Source organism: Streptomyces calvus, from assembly GCF_006782915.1.
Taxonomy (GTDB): domain Bacteria; phylum Actinomycetota; class Actinomycetes; order Streptomycetales; family Streptomycetaceae; genus Streptomyces; species Streptomyces calvus.
Map to the genome: position 1 here is coordinate 125,679 of NZ_VCNP01000043.1, position 23,931 is coordinate 149,609.

The 23,931-nt window shown below is 74.1% G+C and carries 21 protein-coding genes; 12 read left to right on the forward strand and 9 right to left on the reverse strand.

Going from position 1 to position 23,931, the window contains the following annotated elements; all coding sequences use genetic code 11:
- Window positions 1–235: 235 nt before the first annotated feature.
- Entirely contained in the window at window positions 236–898 is a 663-nt protein-coding gene (locus tag FGW31_RS19475; RefSeq protein WP_182674968.1) for a bifunctional DNA primase/polymerase, read from the reverse strand.
- A gap of 306 nt (window positions 899–1,204) precedes the next feature.
- On the opposite strand from FGW31_RS19475, the gene FGW31_RS19480 reads away from it, so the two are divergent.
- Window positions 1,205–2,590 (forward strand): transcriptional regulator, encoded by a 1,386-nt coding sequence (locus FGW31_RS19480; protein WP_142194721.1) that lies wholly within the window; start codon window positions 1,205–1,207, stop codon window positions 2,588–2,590.
- Window positions 2,591–2,767: 177 nt separating this feature from the next.
- A complete protein-coding gene (locus tag FGW31_RS19485) occupies window positions 2,768–4,621 on the forward strand; it encodes a hypothetical protein (protein ID WP_142194722.1) in 1,854 nt (617 codons plus the stop codon).
- Between the two features lie 99 nt (window positions 4,622–4,720).
- Here the strand turns inward: FGW31_RS19485 and FGW31_RS19490 are convergent, their stop codons facing one another.
- Window positions 4,721–6,031: an ABC transporter substrate-binding protein gene (locus FGW31_RS19490; RefSeq protein ID WP_142194723.1), complete on the reverse strand. Its 1,311-nt coding sequence runs from the start codon at window positions 6,029–6,031 to the stop codon at window positions 4,721–4,723.
- 172 nt (window positions 6,032–6,203) lie between these two features.
- Here FGW31_RS19490 and FGW31_RS19495 point away from each other — a divergent pair, with 172 nt between their 5' ends.
- A complete protein-coding gene (locus FGW31_RS19495; protein ID WP_142194724.1) occupies window positions 6,204–6,650 on the forward strand; it encodes an SCO4402 family protein in 447 nt (148 codons plus the stop codon).
- A gap of 47 nt (window positions 6,651–6,697) precedes the next feature.
- A complete protein-coding gene (purU, locus tag FGW31_RS19500; protein ID WP_142194725.1) occupies window positions 6,698–7,579 on the forward strand; it encodes a formyltetrahydrofolate deformylase in 882 nt (293 codons plus the stop codon).
- 54 nt (window positions 7,580–7,633) lie between these two features.
- On the opposite strand, the gene FGW31_RS19505 is transcribed toward purU, so the two are convergent.
- Window positions 7,634–8,896 (reverse strand): maleylpyruvate isomerase N-terminal domain-containing protein, encoded by a 1,263-nt coding sequence (locus FGW31_RS19505; protein ID WP_142194726.1) that lies wholly within the window; start codon window positions 8,894–8,896, stop codon window positions 7,634–7,636.
- Window positions 8,893–9,474, reverse strand: coding sequence for a sigma-70 family RNA polymerase sigma factor (locus FGW31_RS19510; RefSeq protein WP_142194982.1), 582 nt, complete (start codon window positions 9,472–9,474; stop codon window positions 8,893–8,895). The genes FGW31_RS19505 and FGW31_RS19510 overlap by 4 nt, the downstream gene beginning before the upstream one ends.
- 362 nt (window positions 9,475–9,836) lie before the next feature.
- On the opposite strand from FGW31_RS19510, the gene FGW31_RS19515 reads away from it, so the two are divergent.
- From FGW31_RS19515 to FGW31_RS19530, 3 genes are all read left to right on the forward strand, one after another.
- Complete coding sequence (locus FGW31_RS19515) at window positions 9,837–10,217, forward strand: STAS domain-containing protein (protein ID WP_142194727.1); 381 nt, start codon at window positions 9,837–9,839, stop codon at window positions 10,215–10,217.
- Between the two features lie 171 nt (window positions 10,218–10,388).
- Window positions 10,389–10,901: an EF-hand domain-containing protein gene (locus tag FGW31_RS19520; protein WP_142194728.1), complete on the forward strand. Its 513-nt coding sequence runs from the start codon at window positions 10,389–10,391 to the stop codon at window positions 10,899–10,901.
- Between the two features lie 735 nt (window positions 10,902–11,636).
- On the forward strand, window positions 11,637–12,101 hold the full coding sequence (locus FGW31_RS19530) for an ATP-binding protein (protein ID WP_182674966.1): 465 nt from the start codon (window positions 11,637–11,639) through the stop codon (window positions 12,099–12,101).
- Window positions 12,102–12,733: 632 nt separating this feature from the next.
- Here the strand turns inward: FGW31_RS19530 and FGW31_RS19535 are convergent.
- Window positions 12,734–13,813, reverse strand: coding sequence for a GlxA family transcriptional regulator (locus tag FGW31_RS19535; RefSeq protein WP_142194731.1), 1,080 nt, complete (start codon window positions 13,811–13,813; stop codon window positions 12,734–12,736).
- Window positions 13,814–13,883: 70 nt separating this feature from the next.
- Here FGW31_RS19535 and FGW31_RS19540 point away from each other — a divergent pair, with 70 nt between their 5' ends.
- Together FGW31_RS19540 and FGW31_RS19545 are read left to right on the forward strand one after the other, a co-directional pair.
- Window positions 13,884–15,200: an MFS transporter gene (locus FGW31_RS19540; RefSeq protein WP_142194732.1), complete on the forward strand. Its 1,317-nt coding sequence runs from the start codon at window positions 13,884–13,886 to the stop codon at window positions 15,198–15,200.
- A gap of 46 nt (window positions 15,201–15,246) precedes the next feature.
- Complete coding sequence (locus FGW31_RS19545) at window positions 15,247–16,191, forward strand: hypothetical protein (RefSeq protein ID WP_233452525.1); 945 nt, start codon at window positions 15,247–15,249, stop codon at window positions 16,189–16,191.
- A 62-nt stretch (window positions 16,192–16,253) separates the two neighbouring features.
- Here the strand turns inward: FGW31_RS19545 and FGW31_RS19550 are convergent, their stop codons facing one another.
- The gene (locus FGW31_RS19550; protein ID WP_142194733.1) at window positions 16,254–17,453 is read right to left on the reverse strand and encodes a flavin-containing monooxygenase; all 1,200 of its coding nucleotides are present in this window, start codon (window positions 17,451–17,453) and stop codon (window positions 16,254–16,256) included.
- Window positions 17,454–17,555: 102 nt separating this feature from the next.
- On the opposite strand from FGW31_RS19550, the gene FGW31_RS19555 reads away from it, so the two are divergent.
- Window positions 17,556–18,182, forward strand: coding sequence for a GNAT family N-acetyltransferase (locus tag FGW31_RS19555; RefSeq protein WP_142194734.1), 627 nt, complete (start codon window positions 17,556–17,558; stop codon window positions 18,180–18,182).
- Window positions 18,183–18,232: 50 nt separating this feature from the next.
- On the opposite strand, the gene FGW31_RS19560 is transcribed toward FGW31_RS19555, so the two are convergent.
- The 3 genes from FGW31_RS19560 to FGW31_RS19570 all read right to left on the reverse strand — a co-directional run bounded on the left by FGW31_RS19560 (window position 18,233) and on the right by FGW31_RS19570 (window position 20,221).
- Complete coding sequence (locus FGW31_RS19560) at window positions 18,233–18,898, reverse strand: pyridoxine/pyridoxamine 5'-phosphate oxidase (protein WP_142194735.1); 666 nt, start codon at window positions 18,896–18,898, stop codon at window positions 18,233–18,235.
- 28 nt (window positions 18,899–18,926) lie between these two features.
- A complete protein-coding gene (locus FGW31_RS19565; RefSeq protein WP_142194736.1) occupies window positions 18,927–19,352 on the reverse strand; it encodes a pyridoxamine 5'-phosphate oxidase family protein in 426 nt (141 codons plus the stop codon).
- 233 nt (window positions 19,353–19,585) lie between these two features.
- The gene (locus tag FGW31_RS19570; RefSeq protein ID WP_142194984.1) at window positions 19,586–20,221 is read right to left on the reverse strand and encodes a TetR family transcriptional regulator; all 636 of its coding nucleotides are present in this window, start codon (window positions 20,219–20,221) and stop codon (window positions 19,586–19,588) included.
- Window positions 20,222–20,355: 134 nt separating this feature from the next.
- Here FGW31_RS19570 and FGW31_RS19575 point away from each other — a divergent pair, with 134 nt between their 5' ends.
- Window positions 20,356–21,078, forward strand: coding sequence for a VOC family protein (locus FGW31_RS19575; protein WP_182674955.1), 723 nt, complete (start codon window positions 20,356–20,358; stop codon window positions 21,076–21,078).
- 209 nt (window positions 21,079–21,287) lie between these two features.
- A complete protein-coding gene (locus FGW31_RS19580) occupies window positions 21,288–23,645 on the forward strand; it encodes an outer membrane protein assembly factor BamB family protein (RefSeq protein WP_142194737.1) in 2,358 nt (785 codons plus the stop codon).
- Window positions 23,646–23,931 lie beyond the last annotated feature (286 nt).

The window sequence follows — 23,931 nt, forward strand, 5'->3', positions numbered from 1 at the left end:
CACACGAACCGAAAGACCACAACCGAAAGGAACGCACCCCGAAGGTGCCGCACCCCAAAGGTGCCGCATCCCGAAGGTGCCGCATCCCGAAGGTGCCGCACCGCAAAGGTGCCGCGCCCAAGAAGCCGCGCCCCCCGAAGAGATGGCACCCGTGCCCCGAAGCCGCCTACCCCTACCGGTTCCTACCGACCCCTACAGACCACCCCTACCGATCCTTACCGACCCCTGCCAACCCCTACCGATCCCTCCCGCACGCGTACGCCAGCGGCGACATCAGCTCCTCCGCGTCCGGCAGCCACCGGTTCGCCACGGTCGGCCGGCAGGCCCACTGCACGGCCCCCCGCGACCCCACCCGGGTCGGCGGCGCGGCGACGAAGTCGCCCTCCCCCCGCACCGTCAGGTCCAGCGACGACGGCGCCCACCCGAGCCGCCGCAGCAGGTCCGGCACCTTCGCCGCGGCCCCGGGCAGCACGAAGAACTCCATGCGCCGGTCCGGTGTCAGCGTCACCGGGCCCAGTGTCAGCTCCATCCGCCGCATCCGGGCGAGCGCCAGGAACCCGGCCGTCTCCGGGACGGAGACCGTGTCGAACGTCAGGCCCGTGGGCAGCAGGATCGACGCGGTGGGCCGTTCCTGCCACATGCGGCGGGCGACGGTGGCGCTGCCGGTCGCCTCCGACATCCAGTCCGGGCGGGCCGGGTGCGCGCCGGGTGCCGGGCACGCGGCGTCACCGCACGAGCAGCGGTGCGAGCCGTCGACGGCGTCGAGCCAGGTGCCCGGGACCACGTCCCAGTGTCGTTCCTCGGCGTAGCGAACTGCGGCGTCCAGCAGCGATTCCCCGCGCTGCTTCGGGATCTGTACGGCGTCGGTGCCCGCGATGGTCTCTTCCACGATGAACACAACTACGGCCGTCACCAGGGGTTACGCACGCGCGCATGCGCGGGGGAGGTGCACCGGTTCCGTGTTCGGGGCGCATGGGTGCATCCGTGGGGGCGCGCGGGAGGATCCGCATCCGCTGGTGGGTAACCACGAGGAGGGTCGGCATCAGCCGTAACCCCGGCAATCCTCACATGTCCCGCATTGTCGGCACTTCAGCGGGGCATCGATCTTCACGGCCGGAGCTTTTCGCCGGGACGTGAGAAGTACGGCCGCGGAAGAACGTCAACCCGGTGCGAGGGCAGGCACCGCAGCCTCAGGGGGTACGCCATGGCCGCAAGGCCTCTCGTCGCGCGGCAGCCGAACGAACGGCTGCAGGCGCTCATCCAGGAAGCCGGATGCTCCAACGCCGGTCTGGCCCGCAGGGTCAACATGTGCGGCGCGGAGCACGGCCTCGATCTGCGCTACGACAAGACGTCGGTGGCCCGCTGGCTGCGCGGACAGCAGCCGCGCGGCCGGGCGCCGGCGATCATCGCGGAGGCGCTGGGCCGCAAGCTGGGCCGTACGGTCACGATCGACGAGATCGGGATGGCCAACGGCAAGAACCTCGCCTCGGGTGTCGGTCTCCAGTTCTCGCCGACGGTGCTGGGGGCCATCGAGCAGGTATGCGAGCTGTGGCGCAGCGACGTGGGCCGGCGGGACTTCCTGTCCGGATCGTCCGTCGCCGCCTCCGCGTTGGTGGAGCCGAGCCGCGACTGGCTGATCTCCGCCCCCGACGGGCAGGTGGCGCGCTCCGCCGGGCCGCGCGTGGGGCAGTCCGACGTGGCGGCCGTGCGGGCGATGACGCAGGCGCTGGTCGACCTGGACCACCAGTACGGCAGCGGGCACGTCCGCCCGGTCGTGGTGCACTACCTCAACAGCGTGGTCTCGGGGCTGCTGGCGGGGTCGTACCGCGAGGCGGTGGGGCGTGATCTGTTCGCGGCGGTGGCGCGGTTGACCGAACTGGCCGGGTACATGGCCGTCGACACCGGACAGCCGGGTCTCGCCCAGCGCTACTACATCCAGGCGCTGCGGCTGGCGCAGGCGGCCGGCGACCGCGGCTACGGCGGGTACGTGCTCGCGGCCTCCATGAGTCATCTCGCCGCGCAGCTCGGAAACCCGCGGGAGATCGCGCAGTTGGCGCGGGCGGCGCAGGAGGGCGCGCGCGGGCGGGTCACGCCGCGTGCGGAGGCGATGTTCCACGCGGCGGAGGCGCGCGGGCACGCCCTGCTGGGCGACGCGTTCGCCGCGCAGACGGCGGCCGGGCGCGCGGTGAGCGCCATGGAGGCGGCCGATCCGGCCTCGGGTGACGATCCGGCGTGGATCGCCCACTTCGACGAGGCGTACCTGGCCGACGAGTTGGCGCACTGCCACCGGGACCTCGGCCAGGCGGAGGCCGCCGCCCGGTGCGCCCGGGACTCGCTGAACGGGCATCCGGCGTCGCGGGCGCGGCGGCGGGCGATCGGTTATGTGCTGTTGGCCACCGCGCAGGTGCAGCAACGTGAAATCGAGCAGGCCTGCAGTACGGGTCTGAAGGCGGTGGAACTGCTCGGCGGGCTGCGCTCCAACCGGGGCGCCGAGTATCTGGAGGACCTTCAGCAGCGGCTCGAGCCGTACCGGGAGGAGTCCGTGGTGCGGGAGTTCGGGGCGCGGATGGAGCTTCAGACGGCGGCGTGATGCCGGTGGGGTGAAGCGACGGTGTGGGGGAGGTGACGTAAGCAGCGTGCGGTGACCCGGTTTTGTTACCGCGCTCACAGGGCAGGAGGTCTGGTTCTGTGCTGCGTGGCACCGGGCTCCGGGGACCCGGTAGCGTGAGCCGACGATTCACAAGGTCCCCCATTAGTAGGAGTCCCGGTGACGCAGAGTGGACAGGGCGAGGAGCCCTCGGCGCGCATCGCGCGCGAAGGCATCGTGCTGCCCTCCGACGGTGGTGAACCCCTGCTGCCGGGCATGACGGCCGGACCGGTCGCGCCCGGCGGCGGCGCGGACGGCCGGGGCTCCGGCGGAGAGTTCCCCGCCTCGGCCCCGCCCGGCGGCCAGACGTGGGACACGCCGTGGGGTCCCGACCAGCAGGCGCCGGCCCCGCCGCCCGGCCAGGACTGGCGGTCGCCCGCGGACAACCAGTGGGGCGCGCCGGATCAGGCGTCGTGGGGCGCGCAGGCACCGTCCGTCGGCGGGCAGGGCCCCGGCCCGCTGCCGCCGGAGGGCGCCCGGCCGCCGGCCCTCGGCGGCCCGTACGACGGCGGCGGCACCGCGCAGCAGCCGGGCGCCGGGTACGGCTACCCGGGCCCGCAGGGCGACCCCGGCACCGGGTACGGCGCCGGATCCGCCCCTCTGCCGCCGCAGTTGGACGCGGGACACGGCGCGACGTCCGGGCCCGCCGCGCAGGGCGCCGACGGCGTGTACGGACCGGGTGCGGGCCACGGCGCCGGATCCGGTCCCGTCCCGCAGCCGGGCGCCGCGTACGGCGGCCACCCGGCCCCCGGCGCCCCGCCCGCACCGCACAGCCCGCCGGCACCGCAGGGCCTGCCCGCGCCGCACGGCGCTCCCGGTGCCTACGGGGCGTCCGACGGGAGCGGGTACGGCGGCGCGCCGCTGCCGCCCGCCGCACCCGACGGTTCGGAGGGCGCCACCCAGTTCCTGCCGCCCGTGGCGGCCGGCGGCGCCGACGAGGCGGCGACCCAGTACATACCTCCGGTGGGTCCGGGCGCGCTGCCGCCGGAGATGCCCGCCGCGTCCGCCCACGACCCGGAGACGACCCGCTTCCTGGGCCACCGGGCCCCGCAGGGCGCGCCCGCCGCCGGCCATCCCGACGCCGAGGCCACCCAGTACCTCGCCCCGGTCCCCGACCAGGGCCCCGCGCGGCCCTACGGCGCCCCGCCGCCCGGTGACGGCAACCGGCAGCCGCCCGCCGAGTTCGACAACCTGTTCCGCAGCGACGACGGCCCGGCCGGGTCCACCCAGCAGATGCCGCGCCCGGGTCACGGCCGTCCGCCGGCCGGCCCCGCCGCCCACGTGCCGCCCGGCCCGCCCGGCCCGTCCGCCTCCGGCCGGGGCGGACGCGGCGGGGGCCGCAGCGGGTCGCGGGTGCCGCTCATCGCGGCGGTCGGTGTCGGCATCGTCGTGTTCGGTGTCGGCGCGGGCGCCCTGATGGGCAGCGGGGACGACGACGGCGGCGGCGACAACCAGACCGTGTCCGCCACCGCGCCGGCCGGTGAGGAGACGTCCGCCTCGCCGTCCGCCGACCCGGTCCGCGAGCAGGCCGTCGAGCTGGACAAGCTGCTGGCCGACAGCGGCGACAGCCGCAACGCCGTGATCGCGGCGGTGGGTGACGTCAAGGCCTGCCGCGACCTCGGCCGGGCCGCCCAGTCCCTGCGGGACGCGGCCGAGCAGCGCAACCAGCTGGTGACCGACCTGTCCGCCCTGTCGGTGGACCGGCTGCCCGACCACGAGGCGCTGACCACCGCGCTCACCAAGGCGTGGAAGGCGTCGGCCTCGGCCGACGACCACTACGCGGCCTGGGCCGACCAGGTCGCCGGGAGCAAGGGCAAGTTCTGCAAGAAGGGCCAGGCCCGCACGACCGCCCAGACCCAGGCGGGCAACCGGGCCAGCGGCACCGCGACCACCGAGAAGGCCAAGGCCGCCAAGCTGTGGAACGCCATCGCCCGCGAGTACGGCCTGACCGAGCGCCGGCCGACCCAGCTGTGACCGGGCACCGGTGACCGCACGACCGGTCCGTCCCGCTTCCGCGCCGGACGGACCGGGAGCGGGACGGTGCACCGGGGGTCGGTGCACCGGCCGGCCGGGTCAGGCCAGGTCCGCCTCCCGCAGCGTCTTCGTCATGTCGGTGAATCCCTTGCGGGCGGCGACCAGCCGGCCGTCCCTGACCACGTGAAGGGTCATGTTGGCGTTGACCAGACGCGGGAAGCCGACGGCGGCGAGCTCGTCCTGGAACTTCCACTGCAGGGTGGGCGTGAGCCCGCCCGTGGTGACCTTCAGCCCGCTGTCCAGCGCCTCGCTCACCGTGTCGGCGGTCACCTCGCCGTCGCCGAGCGTCTCCACGACCTGCTGGAACACGGTGTAGGCGATCCAGGTGGTCTGCACCCCGGCGTCGGCGGGGTCGATCCGGTTGTCGCCGAAAGCCTGCTCCTTGATCACCTTCTTCATCGGGTCCCAGCGCGCATCGCTCGACGCCGGGTACCAGCCGGTGACGTACGCGCCCTCGTACGGCCCCGACGCACCGCCGGACGCGTCGATCGTCGACTGGTCGACGCTGCCCAGCACGGTCCCGGTGCGCACCTCCGGGTAGTCGGCGCGGGCGCGCCGGAAGGAGTCCATGAAGGTGTTGGTGCGGTCGCCGAGGGCGGGCACCACACAGCCCTGCCGGGCCGGGTCGGCGGTGGCCTTCTCCAGGGCCCGCTCGGCCTGGTCGTCGTAGGAGGTGGCGTCCTCGGCCGCCCGCTGGTCGCCGGAGAGGGCGTGCCCGCCCGCCTTCAGGCCCGAGTCGAGCAGCGGCGGCAGCTGGTCGCCCGTGATGGTGTCGGGCCGGATGAGGGTGACCGGGCCGCAGGTGTCGGCGAGGGTGCGGCCGAGGCCGGCCAGCAGTGTCGGCTGCCCGCCGTTGACCGGGTAGGACAGGGGGCTGGTGAACTCGTTGGTGGTGATGCCGTAGCCGCCGATGTACGGGATGCCGGCGCCCTCCAGGGTGGGCATGAAGGAGTCGGCGTACTGGCTGTAGGAGCCGACGACCGCGACGGCGTTCTCCTGCACCGCGCGCCGGGCGCACCGCGCGGCGGTCACGGTGTCGTTCTGGTCGTTGCAGGTCAGCACGTTGAGCCGACGGCCGTTGATGCCGCCCTTGGAGTTGACCGAGCGGGCGTAGGCCTGGGCGAAGGCCGGCATTCCGGGCTTGTTGGTGGCGTCGGTGTCCTGCGGCGCCCACGTCATCACGGTGATGGTGTCGTCGTCGGGGCCGCCCGCGGCGCCCGGGACGATTCCGCAGCCGGCGGTGAGCGACGCGCACGCCACGACGGCGCCCGCGGCCAGGACTCCCGCTTTGACGGGTCGGGGGAGGAGGCGGGGGAGGAACGTGCTGCGGGTGTGTCGCCTGCCGGTCATGCTTCCGCACGATTCCGCCACACGGCCAATCCTGGAGTGATCCTCGGTCAACGGCGGGTGACGTGGAGGTGAATTGCGGGGTCCGTTGTGTCCGGCGGGCTGCGGAAACGTACGATCGAGCATCGTGCAAGGTTCGGAGAACTCTTCCCGTCGCGGCCGTCGCTCCTCCACCATGGGCGGCATGCCACTCAACGACATGCCGTGGTGGCGCTGGCGCAGCAATGTGCGCTCCGCGCTGCACATGCTCTCCGACCCCGTGTTCCAGCGGGACGTCTGGCTGGCCGGCGTGCCCGGCTACGGGGACGTCACCGACGCCGTCTACCGGCTGGTCGAGGACACCTGGCTGGACAACTGGTCCGCCGAGAAGTACGTCGGCACGATCTTCCGCGACTCCCAGGAGGCGGCGCTGGTCGACACCGCGGTGCTGCGGGTGCTGCGGATCATGCACCAGGTCGGCCCGGACGCCCCGGTGACCGCCTACCTGGAGGACGAGGGGTGGCCGGAGGCGGTGCGGGCGGCGCGGGACGCGCACGTGCGGATGGCGGCGAGCGACGGCGAGGACCCCGACACCCCGCCGAGCACGCTCGAGGTGCTGCGGATCCTCACCCGGTCCGCCTAGCGGAACGGCCGGGCTGTCGTGACCGCGCGTGTGCGACCCTTTTCAGCATGAGCGAGCAGTCCACCCGACCCGCGGCCCCGGCCGACCAGTACGTCCTCACGCTGTCCTGCCCCGACAAGCAGGGCATCGTGCACGCCGTGTCCAGCTACCTGTTCATGACCGGCTGCAACATCGAGGACAGCCAGCAGTTCGGCGACCACGACACGGGACTGTTCTTCATGCGGGTCCACTTCTCCGCGGACGCCCCGGTGACGGTGGAGAAGCTGCGGGCGAGCTTCGCGGCGATCGGTGACTCCTTCCAGATGGACTGGCAGATCAACCGGGCCGACGAGAAGATGCGCATCCTGCTCATGGTCAGCAGGTTCGGGCACTGCCTGAACGACCTGCTGTTCCGCGCACGCATCGGCGCGCTGCCGGTGGAGATCGCCGGCGTGGTGTCCAATCACACCGACTTCGCCGAGCTGGTGTCCTCGTACAACATTCCCTTCCATCACATTCCGGTGACCCGGGACACCAAGCCCGAGGCCGAGGCGCAGCTGCTGGAGATCGTGCGCGAGCAGGACGTCGAGCTCGTCGTCCTGGCCCGCTACATGCAGGTCCTCTCCGACGACCTGTGCAAGCAGCTCTCCGGGCGGATCATCAACATCCACCACTCGTTCCTGCCGAGCTTCAAGGGCGCGAAGCCGTACCACCAGGCGCACGCGCGGGGCGTGAAGCTCATCGGCGCGACCGCGCACTATGTGACGGCCGACCTCGACGAGGGCCCGATCATCGAGCAGGAGGTCGAGCGGGTGGGGCACGACGTCACGCCGGACCAGCTCGTCGCCATCGGCCGCGACGTGGAGTGCCAGGCGCTGGCGCGGGCGGTCAAGTGGCACGCGGAGCGCCGGATCCTGCTGAACGGCCGGCGCACGGTGGTCTTCGCCTGAGATCCGGGGCCGGGGCCGCCCGCGCACCGTGGTCGGCCCCGCGTCCGGCCGTGGTCAGATCCGGCTCATGCTCGCCGCCGCGAACAGCACGTCCCTGATCGCGTCCCGGTCTCCGACCTGCCCGGCGGCGGCCTCCTGCGGCGGTACGTGTCCGGCGGCCAGCCGGCAGAACTCCGCGCCGTCCAGCGCCACATGGGCCACCTCGTGCTCCGCGGACCCCTTCGCGGCGGGCGAGTCCAGCGGAATCAGCCACTCGCCTCCGCCGGACCCCTCGATCTCCAGCCGCAGACTGCGACCCGGCTCGCCGGCCGCGACCAGGCGCCGCTCGACCGGTGAGGCCAGCCCGTTGAGGCGGCGGTGCTCCAGCACGGCCGGGAGCATCCGCGCGGCCAGGTCGACGATGCGGTGCAGATGCCGTCCGGTGGGCGGGTCGTAGGGGTAGTCCACCGCCTCGGCGATGTCCTCCCCGTGCACCCAGCACTCGAAGGCGCGGTCCAGCATCGCGTCGTGCAGCGGCAGCGTGTAGTCGCCGTACGACACCGGCATCCGGCCCGTGCCGCCGCCCGTGAACGACACCGTCCGCACCAGGTCGTGGCTCTGCTCCCGCCAGGGTGTCCGCACGGCACGGGTGGGCGGGACCCGGGCGGACCGCCAGTACGCCTCGGTGCGGTCCCACGGCGTGGGCCGGGGCGGGGCGGCGTCGCCGAGCGGGTCGTCCAGCCCGAGCGCGATCGCCACCAGCCCGTCCACCGTCATCAGGTGCGCTATGACCCCGGCGACGGTGGTCCGCCGGGTGGTCGCCTCGTCGGACTCGTACCAGCGCAGCCGCACCGGCGCGTGCCACTCGGCGTCGCCGAAGTCCTGCAGCAGCGCGTCCAGCCGCGCGGTCTCGGCGTCGTAGGGCGCGGCCCACTCCGGGACGGGGATGCGTGGCGGGCGACGCTCCAGGCAGGACTGGAGGACGCGGGTGCGCAGGGCGGGGTCCAGGTCGAGGGGCTCGGGCCGCTGGAGCAGGCCGACCGCCTCGCGCAGCCGCAGCGCCTCGTCCGCGCAGGACCCGCAGGAGCCGAGGTGCTCCTCGACGGCCTCCGCCTCCGCGGGCCCGCAGGCGGCCAGGGCCCAGGCGCCCAGCAGCGACTTCAGCACGTGGTGCTCCAGCACGGGAGGCACACCCTCCGGCCCGCTCGCGGGGTGTGACCCGTTCTCGTCGTGGTGGTCGTCCGCGTCATGGCTCCGGACGGTGTCCTCGTGGTGCCGGACGGAGGCTTCGTGGTGCCGGGCGGGGTCCTCGTGGGGAGCGCGCGGGTGCTCGCTCACGCGGCACCTCCGACGCGGGGCGGGGCGCCCGGGGCCTCGGTGTCGTGGGCGGTGGCCAGCAGTTGCAGGCCCAGGCGGAGCCTGCGGCGCGCCTCGTCGTCGGTGACGCCCAGGTGGACGGCGGTCTGGTGGTAGTCCCGGCGCTGGAAGTACGCCAGCTCCAGGGCGGCCCGCAGCGGCGTCGGCATGGACTGGACGATGTAGTCGGCGCGGGCGGCCACCGAGGCGTGGCGCACCTTGCGCTCCAGGTCCTCCGGAGTGCCCGGACCGCCCCGGGCGAGCGCCGCGGTCTCCAGGCTGCGCAGCCGCTGCACGGCCAGCCGGCTGGTCAGCGCCGCGAGCCAGGTGCGCAGCGGCTCCCGCTTCGGGTCGTAGGCGTCCGGGTGCTCCCAGACGTGGGCGAAGACGTCGCGGGTGATGGCGTCGGCGGCGTGCTCGTCGCCGACGACGCGGTGGGCGAGGCCGTGCACGAGGGAGGCGAAGCGGTCGTAGAGCTCGCCGAGCGCGGCCGCCTCCCCGCGCGCGAGCCGCTGCTGCATCTTGCGGTCCCAGCGGGGCGGCACGTCCCGTTGCGCCATGCGGCTGTTCACCCCCTCTTCCTCCCCCAGCGTGCCGGGCCGGTCGGCGCCCGGGGCCGGCGTGCGGCCTGCGACCACCCGAATGTAGTCGGCACCTACGACGACGCACGCCCCTTTGTGGCAATGTGCGCCCCCGTCGGAGCCGCAGGTGGTAAGGGGCCGAGCGGGCACGTCGGACGCCTCCCGGACGGCGTCTACCCCTCACCACGCTGATCGGAACCGATCGAATCGGATCGAAGGCGACTAAAACAAGCCCTTTCCGTTCGGTAACCGTTTCTGGGCCCGTGTTTCAGGGAACGGCCGGTGGGCAGCCGCGCTGCAAGGAAGCGTAGGTACTGCTTCCGTTTCGGCGAGCGAGGGGCGTGGTGGTGACCTTCAAAGTGACCGGCCAAGAGCACGGCGAGTGGGCCGTGCTCCGGGTGTCGGGCGAGCTGGACCTGGTGACGTCCCCGGTGCTGCGCCAACGGGTGCACGACGTGGTGGCCGACGGCGGGCACCGTCTCGTCCTCGATCTCTCCGAGGTGTGGTTCTGCGACTCGAGCGGGGTCGGCGTGCTCATCGCCACCCGCCGGCTGCTGCGCTCCTGCCGGGGCAGCCTGCGGCTGATCCTCCCGGCCCGGGGGGCCGCCGACGGCAGCCACGTCAACAAGGTGCTCGGCGCCCTCGGCGTCCGCCGCCTCTTCGAGATCCACCCCGACGTCCCGTCCGCGGTCGACGAGGACTCCCGCCCGCTGTCCGCGTGAGGACTCCCGCCGCTGTCCCCGTGCGGAGTGCGTTCGCTCACACGTGTCACACGGTTGTCCCGTTCTTCCCCCGGTCTTGGTGCAGCCGCCGCTTTCGGGCCTCCCGACGCCCCTCCACCCCGTACGCTCCCAGCGAGACGACCCACTGACCTAAGGCGGCCTGAGGAAGACATGGTCACCAGCGAGTACGAGCGCAGGATCGCGGACCGTTTTGCCACGTTCGACCAGGACGGCAACGGCTACATCGACCGCGAGGACTTCAGCGGAGCGGCCAAGGCGCTGCTCGCCGAGTTCGGCACCGCGGCCCGCTCCGACCGGGGCCAGGCCCTGTACATCGGCGCCGAGGCGTTCTGGCAGGGCATGGCGGGGATCGCGGACCGGGACGGCGACCAGCGCATCACCCGCGAGGAGTTCGTGAACGGCGCGGTCAAGCGGCTGCGGGACAACCCCGACCGGTTCGCCGAGATCGCCCGCCCCTTCCTGCACGCGGCGCTCGCCGTCGCGGGGCCCGCGCCCGACGGTGCGGCCACGGTCGAGGGCACCGCCCGGGTGCTCGGCGCGCTCGGCGTCCAGGAGGATCTGGCCCGCGCGGCCGCCGCCTCGCTGGACGCGGACGGCGACGGCCGGATCGGCGAGGAAGAGATCGTGCGGGCCTTCGCCCGCTACTTCACCGTCCCGGAATAGCGGAAGCCGCGCGTCCGTGCGAGGCGCGCGTCCGTGCGAGCCGCGCGACCGTGCGAGCCGCATGACCGCACCGAGCCGCGCGACCGTACGAGGCGCGGGTGCGTACGAGCCGCATGACCGCACGAGCCTGGTGGCCGTACGAGCCGCATGGCCGCACGAGTCACGTGACCGTGAGCCGCGCGGCCGCACGAGGCGCGCTGGTTGCGCGACCGCGGGCCGCATGACCGCACGAGCCTGGTGCCCGTACGGACCGCGCGGCCGCGCGGATGTCACGGATCGTGGCATTTCCGTGATCACGGAGCGTTGATACCGGCTTGTGTCCTGTGCGTGACTCGTCACGGCCCGGAGTCGGACGTCCGCTCCGGTACCTTGTGTGGGATGCGAGTCGTTGTGAGCGCGCACCGCGGCGGAGTCGCCCCCGAGGCGACTCCGTCTCCGCTGGTGCCCGCGTCCGCTCGCCGTGCGGCCAGGCAGAACGCCGTCGACTGTTCGACTTCCCGCGACGGGCGTCGCACAGTATGCCGCACATGTACTCCTTCGCGCTGGAATATGCCCGAAGCGCTTGTTGGCGTGACTGTACGTCAACCATGCTGTCCCACCAGGGATTCACGTTCCGTGACTCCCGTCCCGGCCGTTGTTCCGGCCATGCAGGGAATGGCCACGATCGTGGCCCTCATGAGGCGCGAGCCTAAGTGTCCGCCGGTTCGGATGGTGTGAGCGGTGCAGGTGCTTCAAGTGCAGCTGGAGATCCGGCCCGATCCCGCTGAGGTGGGACGGGCCAGGCGGTGGGCCCGCTCGCGTCTGGCGGTGTCCGGTATGCAGGCCGACGAACCCCTCGCCGAGACGCTGATCCTGCTCGTCTCGGAACTCGTCACCAACGCCGTGGTGCACACCGGTCGGCCCGCCGTGCTGCGGCTGTCCCTGCCGGGCGCGGAGGCGCCCGAGGAGGCCATCGTCCGCCTGGAGGTGGCCGACCGCAGCGGCCGGGCGCCGGTGCCGCGCTGCGTGGACGGCGAGGCGACCGGCGGGCGCGGGCTCGCCCTCGTGGACGGACTGGCCGACCGCTGGGGCTGGAGCGCCGAGGGCGTCGGCAAACGCATCTGGTGCGAACTCGACCGCTGCGCGCGGCCGTCCGGGGTCACCGGGGTCTGCAGCGAGGGCACGGGCGCGTACGGCGGACTGGCGTACGAGGCGGTGTGAGCGCGGCCCGGTGACGGCCCGCCCGCCCGGGGCGCGGGCCGGCCGTGCCGGAGCGCGCGCCCGCCGGTGCGGGCGGCCGGACCGGTGCACGGGCGCAGGGCGGGCCGGTGACACGGGGGCGCGCACGAGACGGTGCGCCGGGTGTGCTTCCGTGCGCGGTGCCCGCGAACAGGGCGTATGTCGCATTCCTCGCAATCTCACCCGAACCGGTGTTGACTCGCCGTGACCGTTTGATCACGCTGTTCGTCAGCGATTCGCCGCGAGGGGACGGCGAGGGCTCGGCGACGGGAGTCCTCGGCGAGTGTGGGTCGTGATTCGGTGCCGGTTCCCCCTCAAGGGCCGAGAGGGAACCCGGGTGGGAGCGCCGAAGCCGGAAGGGCGGTGCGGCACTGCCGTGCTCGGGGCGGACAGTGCCGCACCGCCACCGGCCGCTCGACACCGTCCACAGGCTGTGGACGAACGGGCCGTCGGTGTCGGTGAACGGGCTGTGGACGACTGGGCTGGGGATCGCCCGGCCGCACGGGCTGGGGATCGCCCCGGCGAACGGGATGGAGATTGCCCCGGCGAACGGGATGGAGATCACCCCGGGCGGCGGCCCCGCGGGACGGAAACCCGCCGACGTCCCCGCGGGCTCACGCCCCGACCGGAACGGGCGGGCCGGACCCGCGCCGGCCGTCGGCCCGGAAGGTCCGCCGGTAGGCGGTCGGCGTCACGCCCAGCGCCGCCTGGAGGTGCTGCCGCATCGACTGGGCCGTGCCGAAGCCGGCGTCCCGGGCCACCTGGTCCACCGACAGATCGGTGGACTCCAGCAGATGCCGGGCCCGCTCCACCCGCTGCTGCGTCAGCCACTGACCCGGGCTGACACCGGCCTCCTCCCGGAAACGCCGGGTGAACGTGCGCACCGACATCGCCTCCCGCGCGGCCATGTCGCGCAACTGGATCGGCTCGTGCAGCCGGGTCAGCGCCCACGCCCTGGCCGCGCTCGTGGACGCCTGCTGCGGATCGGGCACCGGACGCTCGATGTACTGCGCCTGCCCGCCGTCGCGGTGCGGCGGCACCACCGTGCGCCGGGCCACGTCGTTGGCGACCGCCGCGCCGTGGTCGCGCCGCACCATGTGCAGGCACAGGTCGATGCCGGCCGCGACACCCGCCGACGTGAGGATGTCGCCGTCGTCGACGAACAGCACGTCCGGATCGACCTCCACCCGCGGGAACAGCCGCTGGAAACGCTCCGCGTCCGCCCAGTGGGTGGTCGCCGGGCGGCCGTCGAGACGGCCGGCGGCCGCCAGCACGTACACACCCGTGCAGATGGAGGCCAGCCGGGTGCCCGGGCGGACGCGAGCGAGGGCGGCGGCCAGCTCGTCGGTCAGCTCGCCCCGCTCGTACACCGGGCCCAGCTCGTAGGAGGCCGGGACGATCACCGTGTCGGCGGTGGCGAGCGCCTCCGGGCCGTGCGCGACGTGAACGGCGAAGTCGGCGTCCGTCTCGACCGGCCCCGGCGGCCGCACCGAGCAGGTCACCACCTCGTACAGGTGCCGCCCCCGCGCGTCCCTCGGGCGGCCGAAGATGCGGTGCGGGATGCCCAGTTCGAACGGGAGCAGCCCGTCCAGGGCCAGGACAACGACCCGATGCGGCCGGAAACCGCCGGAAGAAGGAGAGGAAGAGGATGAGGGGGAGGGCGAGGAAGAGGTGGAGGGCGCGACCGGAGCCATGGCCCGATCCTAGCGAATGCTGTCCTTCGGGCCACTCGATGCGGCGTCGTCGACCCCGCAAGCTCTAGGCGTGAACCGGACAAGCGAGACAGCCACCGCCCTGGAGCCGCCCGTGAGCGGCCGCAAGCCGACCCGCGCCCGCGTCCACCGGGCGTGGTTCGTCGCCGCCGTCACCTTCGTAACGATCATCGGCGCCGCCGCCTTCCGCTCCGTACCGGGCCTGTTCATCGACCCGCTGCACGAGGAGTTCGGCTGGTCGCGCGGCACCATCGGCGCGGCGGTCTCCGTCAACCTCGCGCTGTACGGACTCACCGCGCCGTTCGCGGCGGCGCTCATGGACCGCTACGGCATCCGCAAGGTCGTCGCCGTCGCCCTCACCGTGATCGCGCTCGGCTCCGGGCTGACGGTGTGGATGACCGCGGCCTGGCAACTGATGCTGTGCTGGGGCCTGCTGGTGGGCCTCGGCTCCGGCTCCATGGCGCTGGCCTTCGCCGCGACTGTCACCAACCGCTGGTTCACCGAGCGGCGCGGCCTGGTCAGCGGCATCCTCACCGCCGCGTCCGCTTCCGGGCAGCTGATCTTCCTGCCCGTGCTGTCCTGGATCGTCGACACGCACCACTGGCGCCCGGCGGCCGTCACGGTGGCGCTCGCCGCGCTCGCCGTGGTCCCGTTCGTCTGGCTGCTGCTGCACGACCACCCGGCCGACATCGGCCAGAAGCCCTACGGCGCGAAGGAGTTCGTGCCCAAGCCCGAGCCCGTGCCCGGCGCCGCCCGCCGCGCGCTGACGGTGCTGTCCTCCGCGGTGCGCACCGGGCCGTTCTGGCTGCTCGCCGGCACCTTCGCGATCTGCGGTGCCTCCACCAACGGCCTGATCCAGACCCACTTCGTGCCCGCGTCCCACGACCACGGCATGCCGATCACGACCGCCGCGTCCCTGCTGGCCGTCATCGGTGTCTTCGACGTCGTCGGCACGGTCGCCTCCGGCTGGTTCACCGACCGCTTCGACTCCCGCCGCCTGCTCGCCGTCTACTACGCGCTGCGCGGCGTCTCCCTGCTGTTCCTGCCGATCCTGCTGGCGCCCAGCGTCCACCCGCCGATGGTCTTCTTCATCGTCTTCTACGGCCTCGACTGGGTCGCCACCGTCCCGCCCACCCTCGCCCTGTGCCGCGAGCACTACGGCGACGACAGCCCCATCGTCTTCGGCTGGGTCCTCGCGTCCCACCAGGTCGGCGCCGCCCTCGTCGCCTTCCTCGGCGGCGTCGCCCGCGACACCTTCGGCTCCTACGACGTCGTCTGGTACGCCTCCGGGGCGCTGTGCGCCGCGGCGGCCCTGATGGCCCTGGTGATCCGCCGCCGCCCGGTCGCACCGGCGCTCTCGACGGCCTGACCGGCTCCCCGCAGGCACCGCGGCAACCCGGGCGTACGCTGCGCGCATGGGACGGGGGGAAGGCGGCTGCCGGCGGGCCGAGCTGCACACGGCTGCCGAGCTGCACACGGCCGCCGCGCTGGGCGCGGCACAACTGCCGGCGGCCGGGCTGCTGTGGTGGGTCGTCGCCGACAGCGGCACCGACGACTACGGTGCCGGATACGGCGGAGCGTTCGGGCTGCTCTGCCTGTTCCTCTTCGCCCCGCTCGTACTGCCCGTCCTCGGTCTGCTGCACGCGGTCCTGCACCCGCTGCCCGCCCTGGTCCTCGCCCGCCGCGCCGCCCGGCGCGTCCCGGGGCCCGAATGGGCCCGGCACCTCGGCGGCGTGGCGCTGCTCGGGACGGCCTGGGCGGCACCGGTCACCCTCCGGTGGGGCGGGTCCTACCCGGCCACCGCCGTGTCGCTGTCGCTCCTGGGCGTGCTGCCCGTGCTCGGCGTCGCCCGCCTGCGAAGGCGGTACGCCCGGGAGGCACAGGGCACGGGACGGGCGTGGCGGGCCCGGAGCGTCTGGCTCGGCTCGGCGCCGGTCTCCGTGGCCCTGTTCGTGGTGGCCTTCCTCGGCGCGCTGCTGGCCTCCGTCACCGGGCTGCTCACCGCGTACGAGCCGCCGAAGCTGTCCGCCGGGCAACTCGCCGGGGTGTGGCGCGGCGACGACGGCGCGGTCCTGCGGCTGCTGCCCGGCGGCCGGGCGCGGGGCACCGCACTGCCGACCCGGGCCGGGTCCGAAGGGCCGCCGGGCACACGGGACTTCGTGGTGTGCGGCGGAGACGGCACCTGGCGCCTCGACGCGCCGGAGCATGAGGGGGAGCGGGACGGTGTCCTCCTCCGCCTCGACCGGGACTGCGGCCGGGAGACGGTGTGGACGATCGGCGGCACGGCCGACGAGCCCGAACTGTTCGTGCTGTTCGGCGATCCGGACGCGGGCGACGTGCGGATCCTGACCCGGGACTGACGGGCCTGACCCGGGACTGACGGGCCGTCGCGAGCCCTCAGGAGGCTTACCGCGTACGGGCGTCAGACGGGCAGCCGGGAGGGGCGCGCGTCCGAGCGGGAGATCGCCCTGGCGATCCGCTGGGCGTCCAGGGCCAGTTCGCGCAGCGTGCCGCTGAGCGGGGTGGTGAAGCCGGTGAAGTACAGGCCGGGAGTGTCGCGCGGGCAACGGGCGCCCTGGGCCAGGGGCTTGCCGTGGGCGTCGAGCACGCCGAGGTGGCCGACGAGGCCGTGCAGGTCGCGGGTGTACCCGGTGGCGGCGACGACCGCGTCCGGAGCGATGCGTTCACCGTCGGCGAGGACGACCTTGCCGTCCTCGAAGCCCTCCACGGCGGCCACGACCTCCACCGCGCCCCGGCGCACCGCGTCGATCAGGCCGGCGTCCACCACCGGCACGGCCCCCGCGGCGGCCCGTACGGAGAGCCGGGAGTCCGGGCGCGGCAGGCCCTGCTGCGACAGGTCCGGCGTGCTCAGCCCGGCCAGCAGCGGCGCCAGCCGGTCGACCAGGCCGGCCGGCAGCCTCCGGCACACCACGCCCGAGTACTGCGCGGCCCAGCCCGCCGTCGAGCGGCGCAGGATGTGCGGCACGGTGCGCACCGACAGCCGCACCCGGGAGGCACCGCCCTCCACCAGGTCCACGGCGAGTTCGGCGCCGGTGTTGCCGACGCCCACGACGAGCACGTCCCGGCCGGCGAACGGCTCGGCGTCGCGGTAGGCGGAGGCGTGCAGGAACTCGCCGGTGTAGGTGTCCCGGCCGGGCCAGTCCGGGACGTGCGGCGTGTGGTTGTGGCCCGTGGCGACGACGACCGCGGAGCCCGTCAACTCCCGTCCCCCGGTGGCGTGCAGCAGCCAGCCCGCGCCGTCGGGCGAGCGCTCGACCCGGGACACCTCGACCCCGGTGACGATCTCCAGGCGGTGGTGCTCGGCGTACTTCTCCAGGTACCGCACCACGTCGTCCCGGGCCGGCCAGCGCCCGAACCGGCGCGGCATCGGCAGGCCGGGCAGGGCGGACAGGCGCCGGGTGGTGTGCAGCCGCAGCCGGTCGTAGTGCCGCCGCCAGGAGTCGCCGACCCGGGCCGACCGCTCCAGGACGACGGCCCGTATGCCCCGGGAGCGCAGGGCGTACGCGACGGCGAGTCCGCCCGGGCCGCCGCCGATGACGTAGACGGGACGGTCCGCGCGGGTCGGCGCGGGGGTCGGTGCGGAGGCGGCGGAGTCGGTCATGAGCGCGAGCGTAATCCGGCACCAGGTTGATGGGTCTCGGTCAAGACCGGAATTGGTTGCGGATTGATCACGTGTGTGGGGATCGCGCGTTTGAATGTCCCCATGTCCTCCTTGCCCGAGCGCAACCGGCCCCGTCCCCTGCCCGAACTCCGCGGGCACGGTCTGCACCTGCGCCCCTGGAACCCCGAGTCCCGCACCGACGTGGAGGCGTGGCTGCGCGGCCTCACGGACCCGGAGTTCCTGCGCTGGAACACGCCGTTCCGGCCCATCACGGACCTGGCCGGCGCCCGGGCGTCGCTGCGCCGCGCCGTGGGGTACGACGCCGACGGCACAGGGGTGTCCTTCCAGGTCGCCGACGCCGGCAGCGGTACGCCGCTGGGACACGTCGGCGTCAACGAGATCCACCCGGTGCTGCCGCAGGCCCGCATCGGCTACTGGGTACTCCCCGAGGCACGCGGCCGGGGTGTCGCCACCCGGGCGCTGCTGCTCGCCGCGCGCTGGGCGCTGACCGAACGGCGCCTGTACCGCCTGGAGTTGAACCACGCCCTGGGGCACGGGGCGTCCTGCCGGGTCGCCGAGCGGTGCGGGTTCCGCCACGAGGGCACCCTGCGCGGCGCGATCCTGCAGGCGGGCCGCACCGACGCCTTCCGCGACGCCCACCTGCACGCCCGCCTCGCCACCGACCCGTACCCCACCCCACCCGACGGCCCGCCCCCGGCGACTTGGTGACCTCGACCGGCCCGGGACCCGCGCTCCTCCCCGCCCTCACGCCCACTCCCTCACGGCCACAGCAGTTTCCTGCTCCACCCCCGTTCCTCGCGGTCGTAGCGGAGCCGGACGTGACGGCGGGCGGGGTCGCCCTGGAAGAACTCGACTTCGTCCGGGTGCAGCCGGTACAGGGTCCACGACGGTGCCGGTGCGTCCGGCTCTCGCCGTGCCCGTTCCCACGCGGCCTCCGAGGCGCGGGCCAGCTCCTCGGCCGAGCCGAGCACGGCGCTCTGCCGGCCGGTCAGGGCGGCGGCCAGCGCCCCGGTGGAGCGGGCGTGCAGGTCCGCCTGGGCCCGGTCGGCCGGTGCCGTGGTGACCGGCCCGCGGACCCGCACCTGGCGGCCCAGCACCGGCCAGTAGAAGGCCAGCGCGGCGTACGGGCGGCCGTCGAGCTGGCCGCCCTTGCGGCTGTGCGCGTGCGTCGCGAAGGACCAGCCGTCGGCGTCCGCGCCGTGCAGCATCACGATCCGCACGTCCGGCCGGCCCTCGGCGTCCGCGGTGGCCAGCGACATGGTGTGCGGCTCGGTCTGCCCGGCCGCCACCGCCTCGGCGAACCAGCGCGCGAACAGCGGCAGCGGCTCGGCGGGCGCCGTGCCGGGGTCGAACGGCGGCAGGGCGGTGACCGCCGGGTCCCACACCCGCAGGGACCTCAGCAGCTCGGGGAGATCGGGTTCCATGCCCCCGATTGTCGGACGTGCCGCGCGCTCACACCGAGCCGAGGTCGGAGGACACCCACCGCTCCGGCCGCATCCGCACGACGACCTGATCGCCGTGGTTCTTCGACGAGAAGTCGACGTAGCCGTCGACCTTCGCGGCCGGCAGGTAGCGGGCGGCCATCTCCCGCAGCTGCTCCCGGGTGGCCGGGGTGGTGTCGAGGACCGGGCCCTCGACGGAGACGTAGCGGACGGTGGGCTCGGTCCGCTCGACCATGAGCGAGAACCGTCCCGCCGCACTGATCAGCCGGTTCTTGCGCGAGTCGAGGCCGGTCATGATCCACACGTCGCCGCCGGGCGCGTACTGGTACCAGATCGGCACGGTCAGCGGGGCGCGGCCCTCGCCCGCGTCCACCGCGAGGGCGGCGACGTGCGGCTCGGCCAGGAACTGTTCACGCTCTTCGCGGGTCAGGGCCATGTCCGGATCCTCCTGCGCGTCCACGGTCGGGTCGGTGCAGGCACAACACCGGGCACCCGCCGCGGTGTTCCCGTGCGGGGCGTGTCGTCCGGACGGCCCGCGCCGGTTCCGGCGTCCGGCGGCCGCGGTGAGGCGTCTCTCCGCGCAACGCGACGGGCGGCGGTCCACCGGAGTGGACCGCCGCCCGGATGACAGGACTTGGGGTCGCGCGCGGAGTGCGTGCCGCCGGACGGCTACTTCGTCGGCTTCCTGCCGGTGACCCCCAGGTGCACCAACAGGGCCAGCGACGGCTTGAGTTCGGCCTGCTTCACGCCCCAGGAGGAGGCGGCCTTCTGGTGCGAGGCCACGGCCGCGAGCATCGCGACCAGCGCACCGGCGATCGCCGCCGGGTTCACGTCCTTGTCGATCCGCCCCTTGGACTGCAACTCGGCGACGGAGCCGGCCAGCGAGCTGTTCACGGAGTTCAGGATCTTCGTACGGAGCTTGGAGAAACGTTTATCGCCCTCGGCGGCGCCGAGATCGACCACGCGCAGGATGGCGTCGTTCTTCCGCCAGAACTCCAGGAATCCGTCCACGAGTTCCTGCGCCGTCTGCCAGCCCGCCCGGCCCGCCCAGGAGCGGCCCTCCAGCAGCCCGGCCAGCCCGGCGCTCTCGGCGGCCATGCGCTCGGCGATCTCCAGGACGGCGCCCTCGACGTCCGGGAAGTACTGGTAGAAGGTGGCCGGTGACGTCCCCGCGCGGCGGGCCACGTCGATGACTTTGACATCCCGGTACGGGGACGAGCTGAGCATCTCGCTGAGGCAGTCGAGCAGCTTCTGCCGGGTCGCCTGCCCACGCCGACCGGCCACGCGGCCGTCGACGGTACGCACTTGTCCTGTCATGCCGTCAGCTTACCGACGGGTGATCTGAGCGCGATTCGGCCGACTGCAAATGGGGTGTGCGGGTCCACGGAGCCTGGTGTGCCTGGTCTGCGGCCTGCGGGCGACCCGGCTACGTTGGCGGCATGGCCGAAAACAGGGCATCGGAGTACCCGGAGGGCACCCCCTGCTGGGTGGACGCGCAGCTTCCCGACGTGGAGGCCGGCAGGCGCTTCTACGGCGAGCTCTTCGGCTGGACCTTCGAGGACCAGCCGCAGGGGACCGTCCGCGCGCTGAAGGACGGGAAGCCCGTCGCCTCCCTCGCGCACAAGACCGACGGCCGGCTGCCGACCGTGTGGACGGTCTCCTTCACCACCCCGGACGCCGAGGCGCTGTGCCGGCGCATCCGCGCGGCCGGCGGGCAGGTCGTCTCCCCGCCGGCGCCGTTCGGCGACCTGGGCGTCACCGCGCTGGTCACCGACCCCGAGGGCGCCGTCTTCTCGCTCTGGCAGCCCGGCACCACCCCGGGGTTCGGGCGCCGCCACGAGCCGGGCACCTTCGCCTGGGTCCAGCTCTACACGCGCGACACCGACACGGCGAACACCTTCTACGGCGGCCTCTTCCACGACGCCCTGTTCGGTCCGGACACCGACCCCGACTTCGGCCGCGCGCCGGTCTCCGACGTCTTCGCCGCCGAGATGCCGCCGCACTTCCTGGTCCACTTCGCCGTCGAGGACGTCGACGCCGGCCTGCGGGAGGTGACCCGGCTCGGCGGCCGGGTCCAGGTTCCGCCCTTCGAGACGTCGTACGGCACCGCGGCCGTGGTCACGGACAATCAAGGGGCGTCGTTCGCGCTGCTGCACCGCTGAACCCGCACCCCGGCCCGCCCGCGGACCTGCCGGTCCGCCCATTGGGTCGTATGTAAACCTGGACACCCTATTTGTCGGTCGGTTCGCAACCGGGGGCCCGGACAGGAAGAATCGGGGTGCGTGCCGCCACGGCGGTGCGGTGGTGAGACGCTGCACTTCGGTCGCGTGCACAGGTGGTGGCGCGACTCGTACGGGGAGGTGGCAGGCAAGTGGTGGATCAGCTGACGCAGCACGATCCGCGGCGTATCGGGCCGTTCGAGGTGCTGGGACGGCTGGGGGCCGGCGGCATGGGGCTGGTCTATCTCGCGCGCTCGGCGTCCGGCCGGCGCGTGGCGATCAAGACCGTCCGGACCGAACTGGCCGAGGACCAGCTGTTCCGCGTCCGCTTCACACGTGAGGTGGAGGCGGCCCGCGCGGTCTCCGGCTTCTACACGGCGGCCGTCGTGGACGCCGACCCGCGGGCCGCCGTGCCGTGGCTGGCCACCGCGTACGTTCCCGCGCCCTCCCTCGAGGAGATAGTGAACGAGTGCGGGCCGCTGCCGGCCCAGGCCGTGCGCTGGCTGGCGGCGGGCGTCGCGGAGGCGCTCCAGTCGATCCACGGCGCCGGGCTGGTCCACCGCGACCTGAAGCCCTCCAACGTCCTCGTCGTCGAGGACGGCCCCCGGGTGATCGACTTCGGCATCGCCTCCGGGGTGTCGAACACGCGCCTGACGATGACCAACGTCGCGGTCGGCACCCCCGCCTACATGTCGCCGGAGCAGGCGAAGGACTCCCGCAGCGTCACCGGCGCGAGCGACGTGTTCTCGCTGGGCTCGATGCTGGTCTTCGCGGCCACGGGACACCCGCCCTTCCACGGCGCCAACCCCGTGGAGACCGTCTTCATGCTGCTGCGCGAGGGCCCCGACCTGGAGGGCCTGCCGGACGAGCTGCGCCCGCTCATCGAGGCGTGCATGCAGATGGACGCGACGGCCCGGCCCAACCCGGCCGACCTCCAGGCGCAGCTCGCGCCGCACCTCTTCGGCTCGGGCTCCGACGACAGCGGCACGGCCTCGGCCTGGCTGCCGGAGCGGGCGGTGAGCCTGATCGAGGCGCGCCGCGGCGGCCGCCCGGCGGCCAAGCCCGCGCCGTCGGGCCGCAGTGCCGGCGGCGCCCGCCCGCCCGTGCCGCCCCCGCCGCCGCACGACCCCGTCGTCCCGCCGCTCCCGTCCGTGCCCGCGCCGGTCGGCGCCCCCGACACCGGCCCGGTGCGGCTGGCGGGCGGGGCGGTGCCCATCGGGCCCGGCCCGCGCGTCGCCGACACCCGCGCGGCCGCCGTCAAGGCACCCCCGGCGACGGCGGCCCTGGCCGCCACCTGGTCCCGGCCCCGCCCCGGCGTCAACGGCGCCGACCCGGCCGTACCCGCCCCGGCCGCGCCCGCCGCGCCGCCGGAGCAGCCCGGCGGCTGGCGTCCCTGGCGCTTCCGCATGTCCAACGACGTCTGGGGCACCCCCGCCGTCGACGGCGACCTGGTCTACGTCACCTCCTTCGAGGTGCACGCCCTCGACGTCGCCACCGGCCGGCGCCGCTTCAAGACCCGGGACGTCGCCTGGTCGATGGCGGTCGCCGACGGCCGCATCCACGCCTCCGACGGGCCCACCCTGTACGCGCTGGACGCCCGCGAGGGCGGCGACCTGTGGCGGCTGTCCACGGACGCCTGGGTGTACTCCCTGAAGGCCGACCGCGGCACCGTCGTCACCGGCACGCGCGGCGGCGGCGTCCAGGCGTGGGAGGCGTCCACCGGTCAGAAGCTGTGGGAGGTCACCGGCTGCCAGACCGACTTCGAATCCCCGGAGGCCGGCCCGTCCCTGCACGACGGCACCGTCTTCGTCTGGCAGGACGCCCGGCTGCGCGCCCTGGACGCCCGCACCGGCGACGAGCGCTGGTCGTACCCGATCGGTGACGCGGCCTCCTGCGGCGGCGTACCGGTACGGGTGACCCACGCCCCCGACGGCAGCGTCTACGTCTGCGCCGGCACCCGTGTCCTCGCCCTGGACGTCGCCGGCGGCCATGTGCGCTGGCACTTCGAGGCTCCGGCGGTCTTCCTCGCCCCGCCCGCCCACGTCCCCGGCCCGGCCGTCACCGGCGGCGGCGTGTACCTCGCCGACTACCTCGGCACGGTCTACGCCCTCGACGCCACCGACGGCCGCGACCGCTGGCGCATCGCCACCGAGGCCCGTTCCTCCGCCGAACCGGTCCTGGTCGCCGCCGGCCACGTCCACGTGGGCAGCGGCAAGGGCCTGTACACCCTGGACGCGGTCACCGGCACGCCCAAGTGGCGCTTCCAGTCGGGCGGCGACATCGTCGGCGCGCCCGTGGTCGCCGAGGGCCGGATCCACTTCGGCTCCAGCGACCACCTGCTGTACACGCTGAAGGCCGACGACGGCCGTCTGCGCTGGAAGCTGGCGACGGGCGGCGAGATCACCGGCTCCCCGGTGGTGCGGGACGGCGTGGTGTACGCGTGCAGCAAGGACCGCTGTGTGTACGCGCTGGACGCGGAGAAGGGCACGGGCACCTCGCGCACGGCCTAGGGTCTGTTGTTCGGATCAGCGCGGCTGTGAGGTGCGGTGCCCTTTCGACCGGCCCGAGCGGGGTCCGGTGCGTGCAGCTGCAAGGCGGAGGAGGGCGACAACGCGGTGGGGGTGCCCCCGCGCGAGCGGAGCCGAGCGTGGGGGAGTTGGCAACCGACGACAACGCCGCAGATGCGCGTGCCGGACCCCGCGACCCCGGGATGATCCGAACGACAGGCCCCAGGCGGGGTGCGGGACGGCCGTCGTGCCGGTGCACGGAAGGGGTGCCGGACGGCGGCCGCCGCTG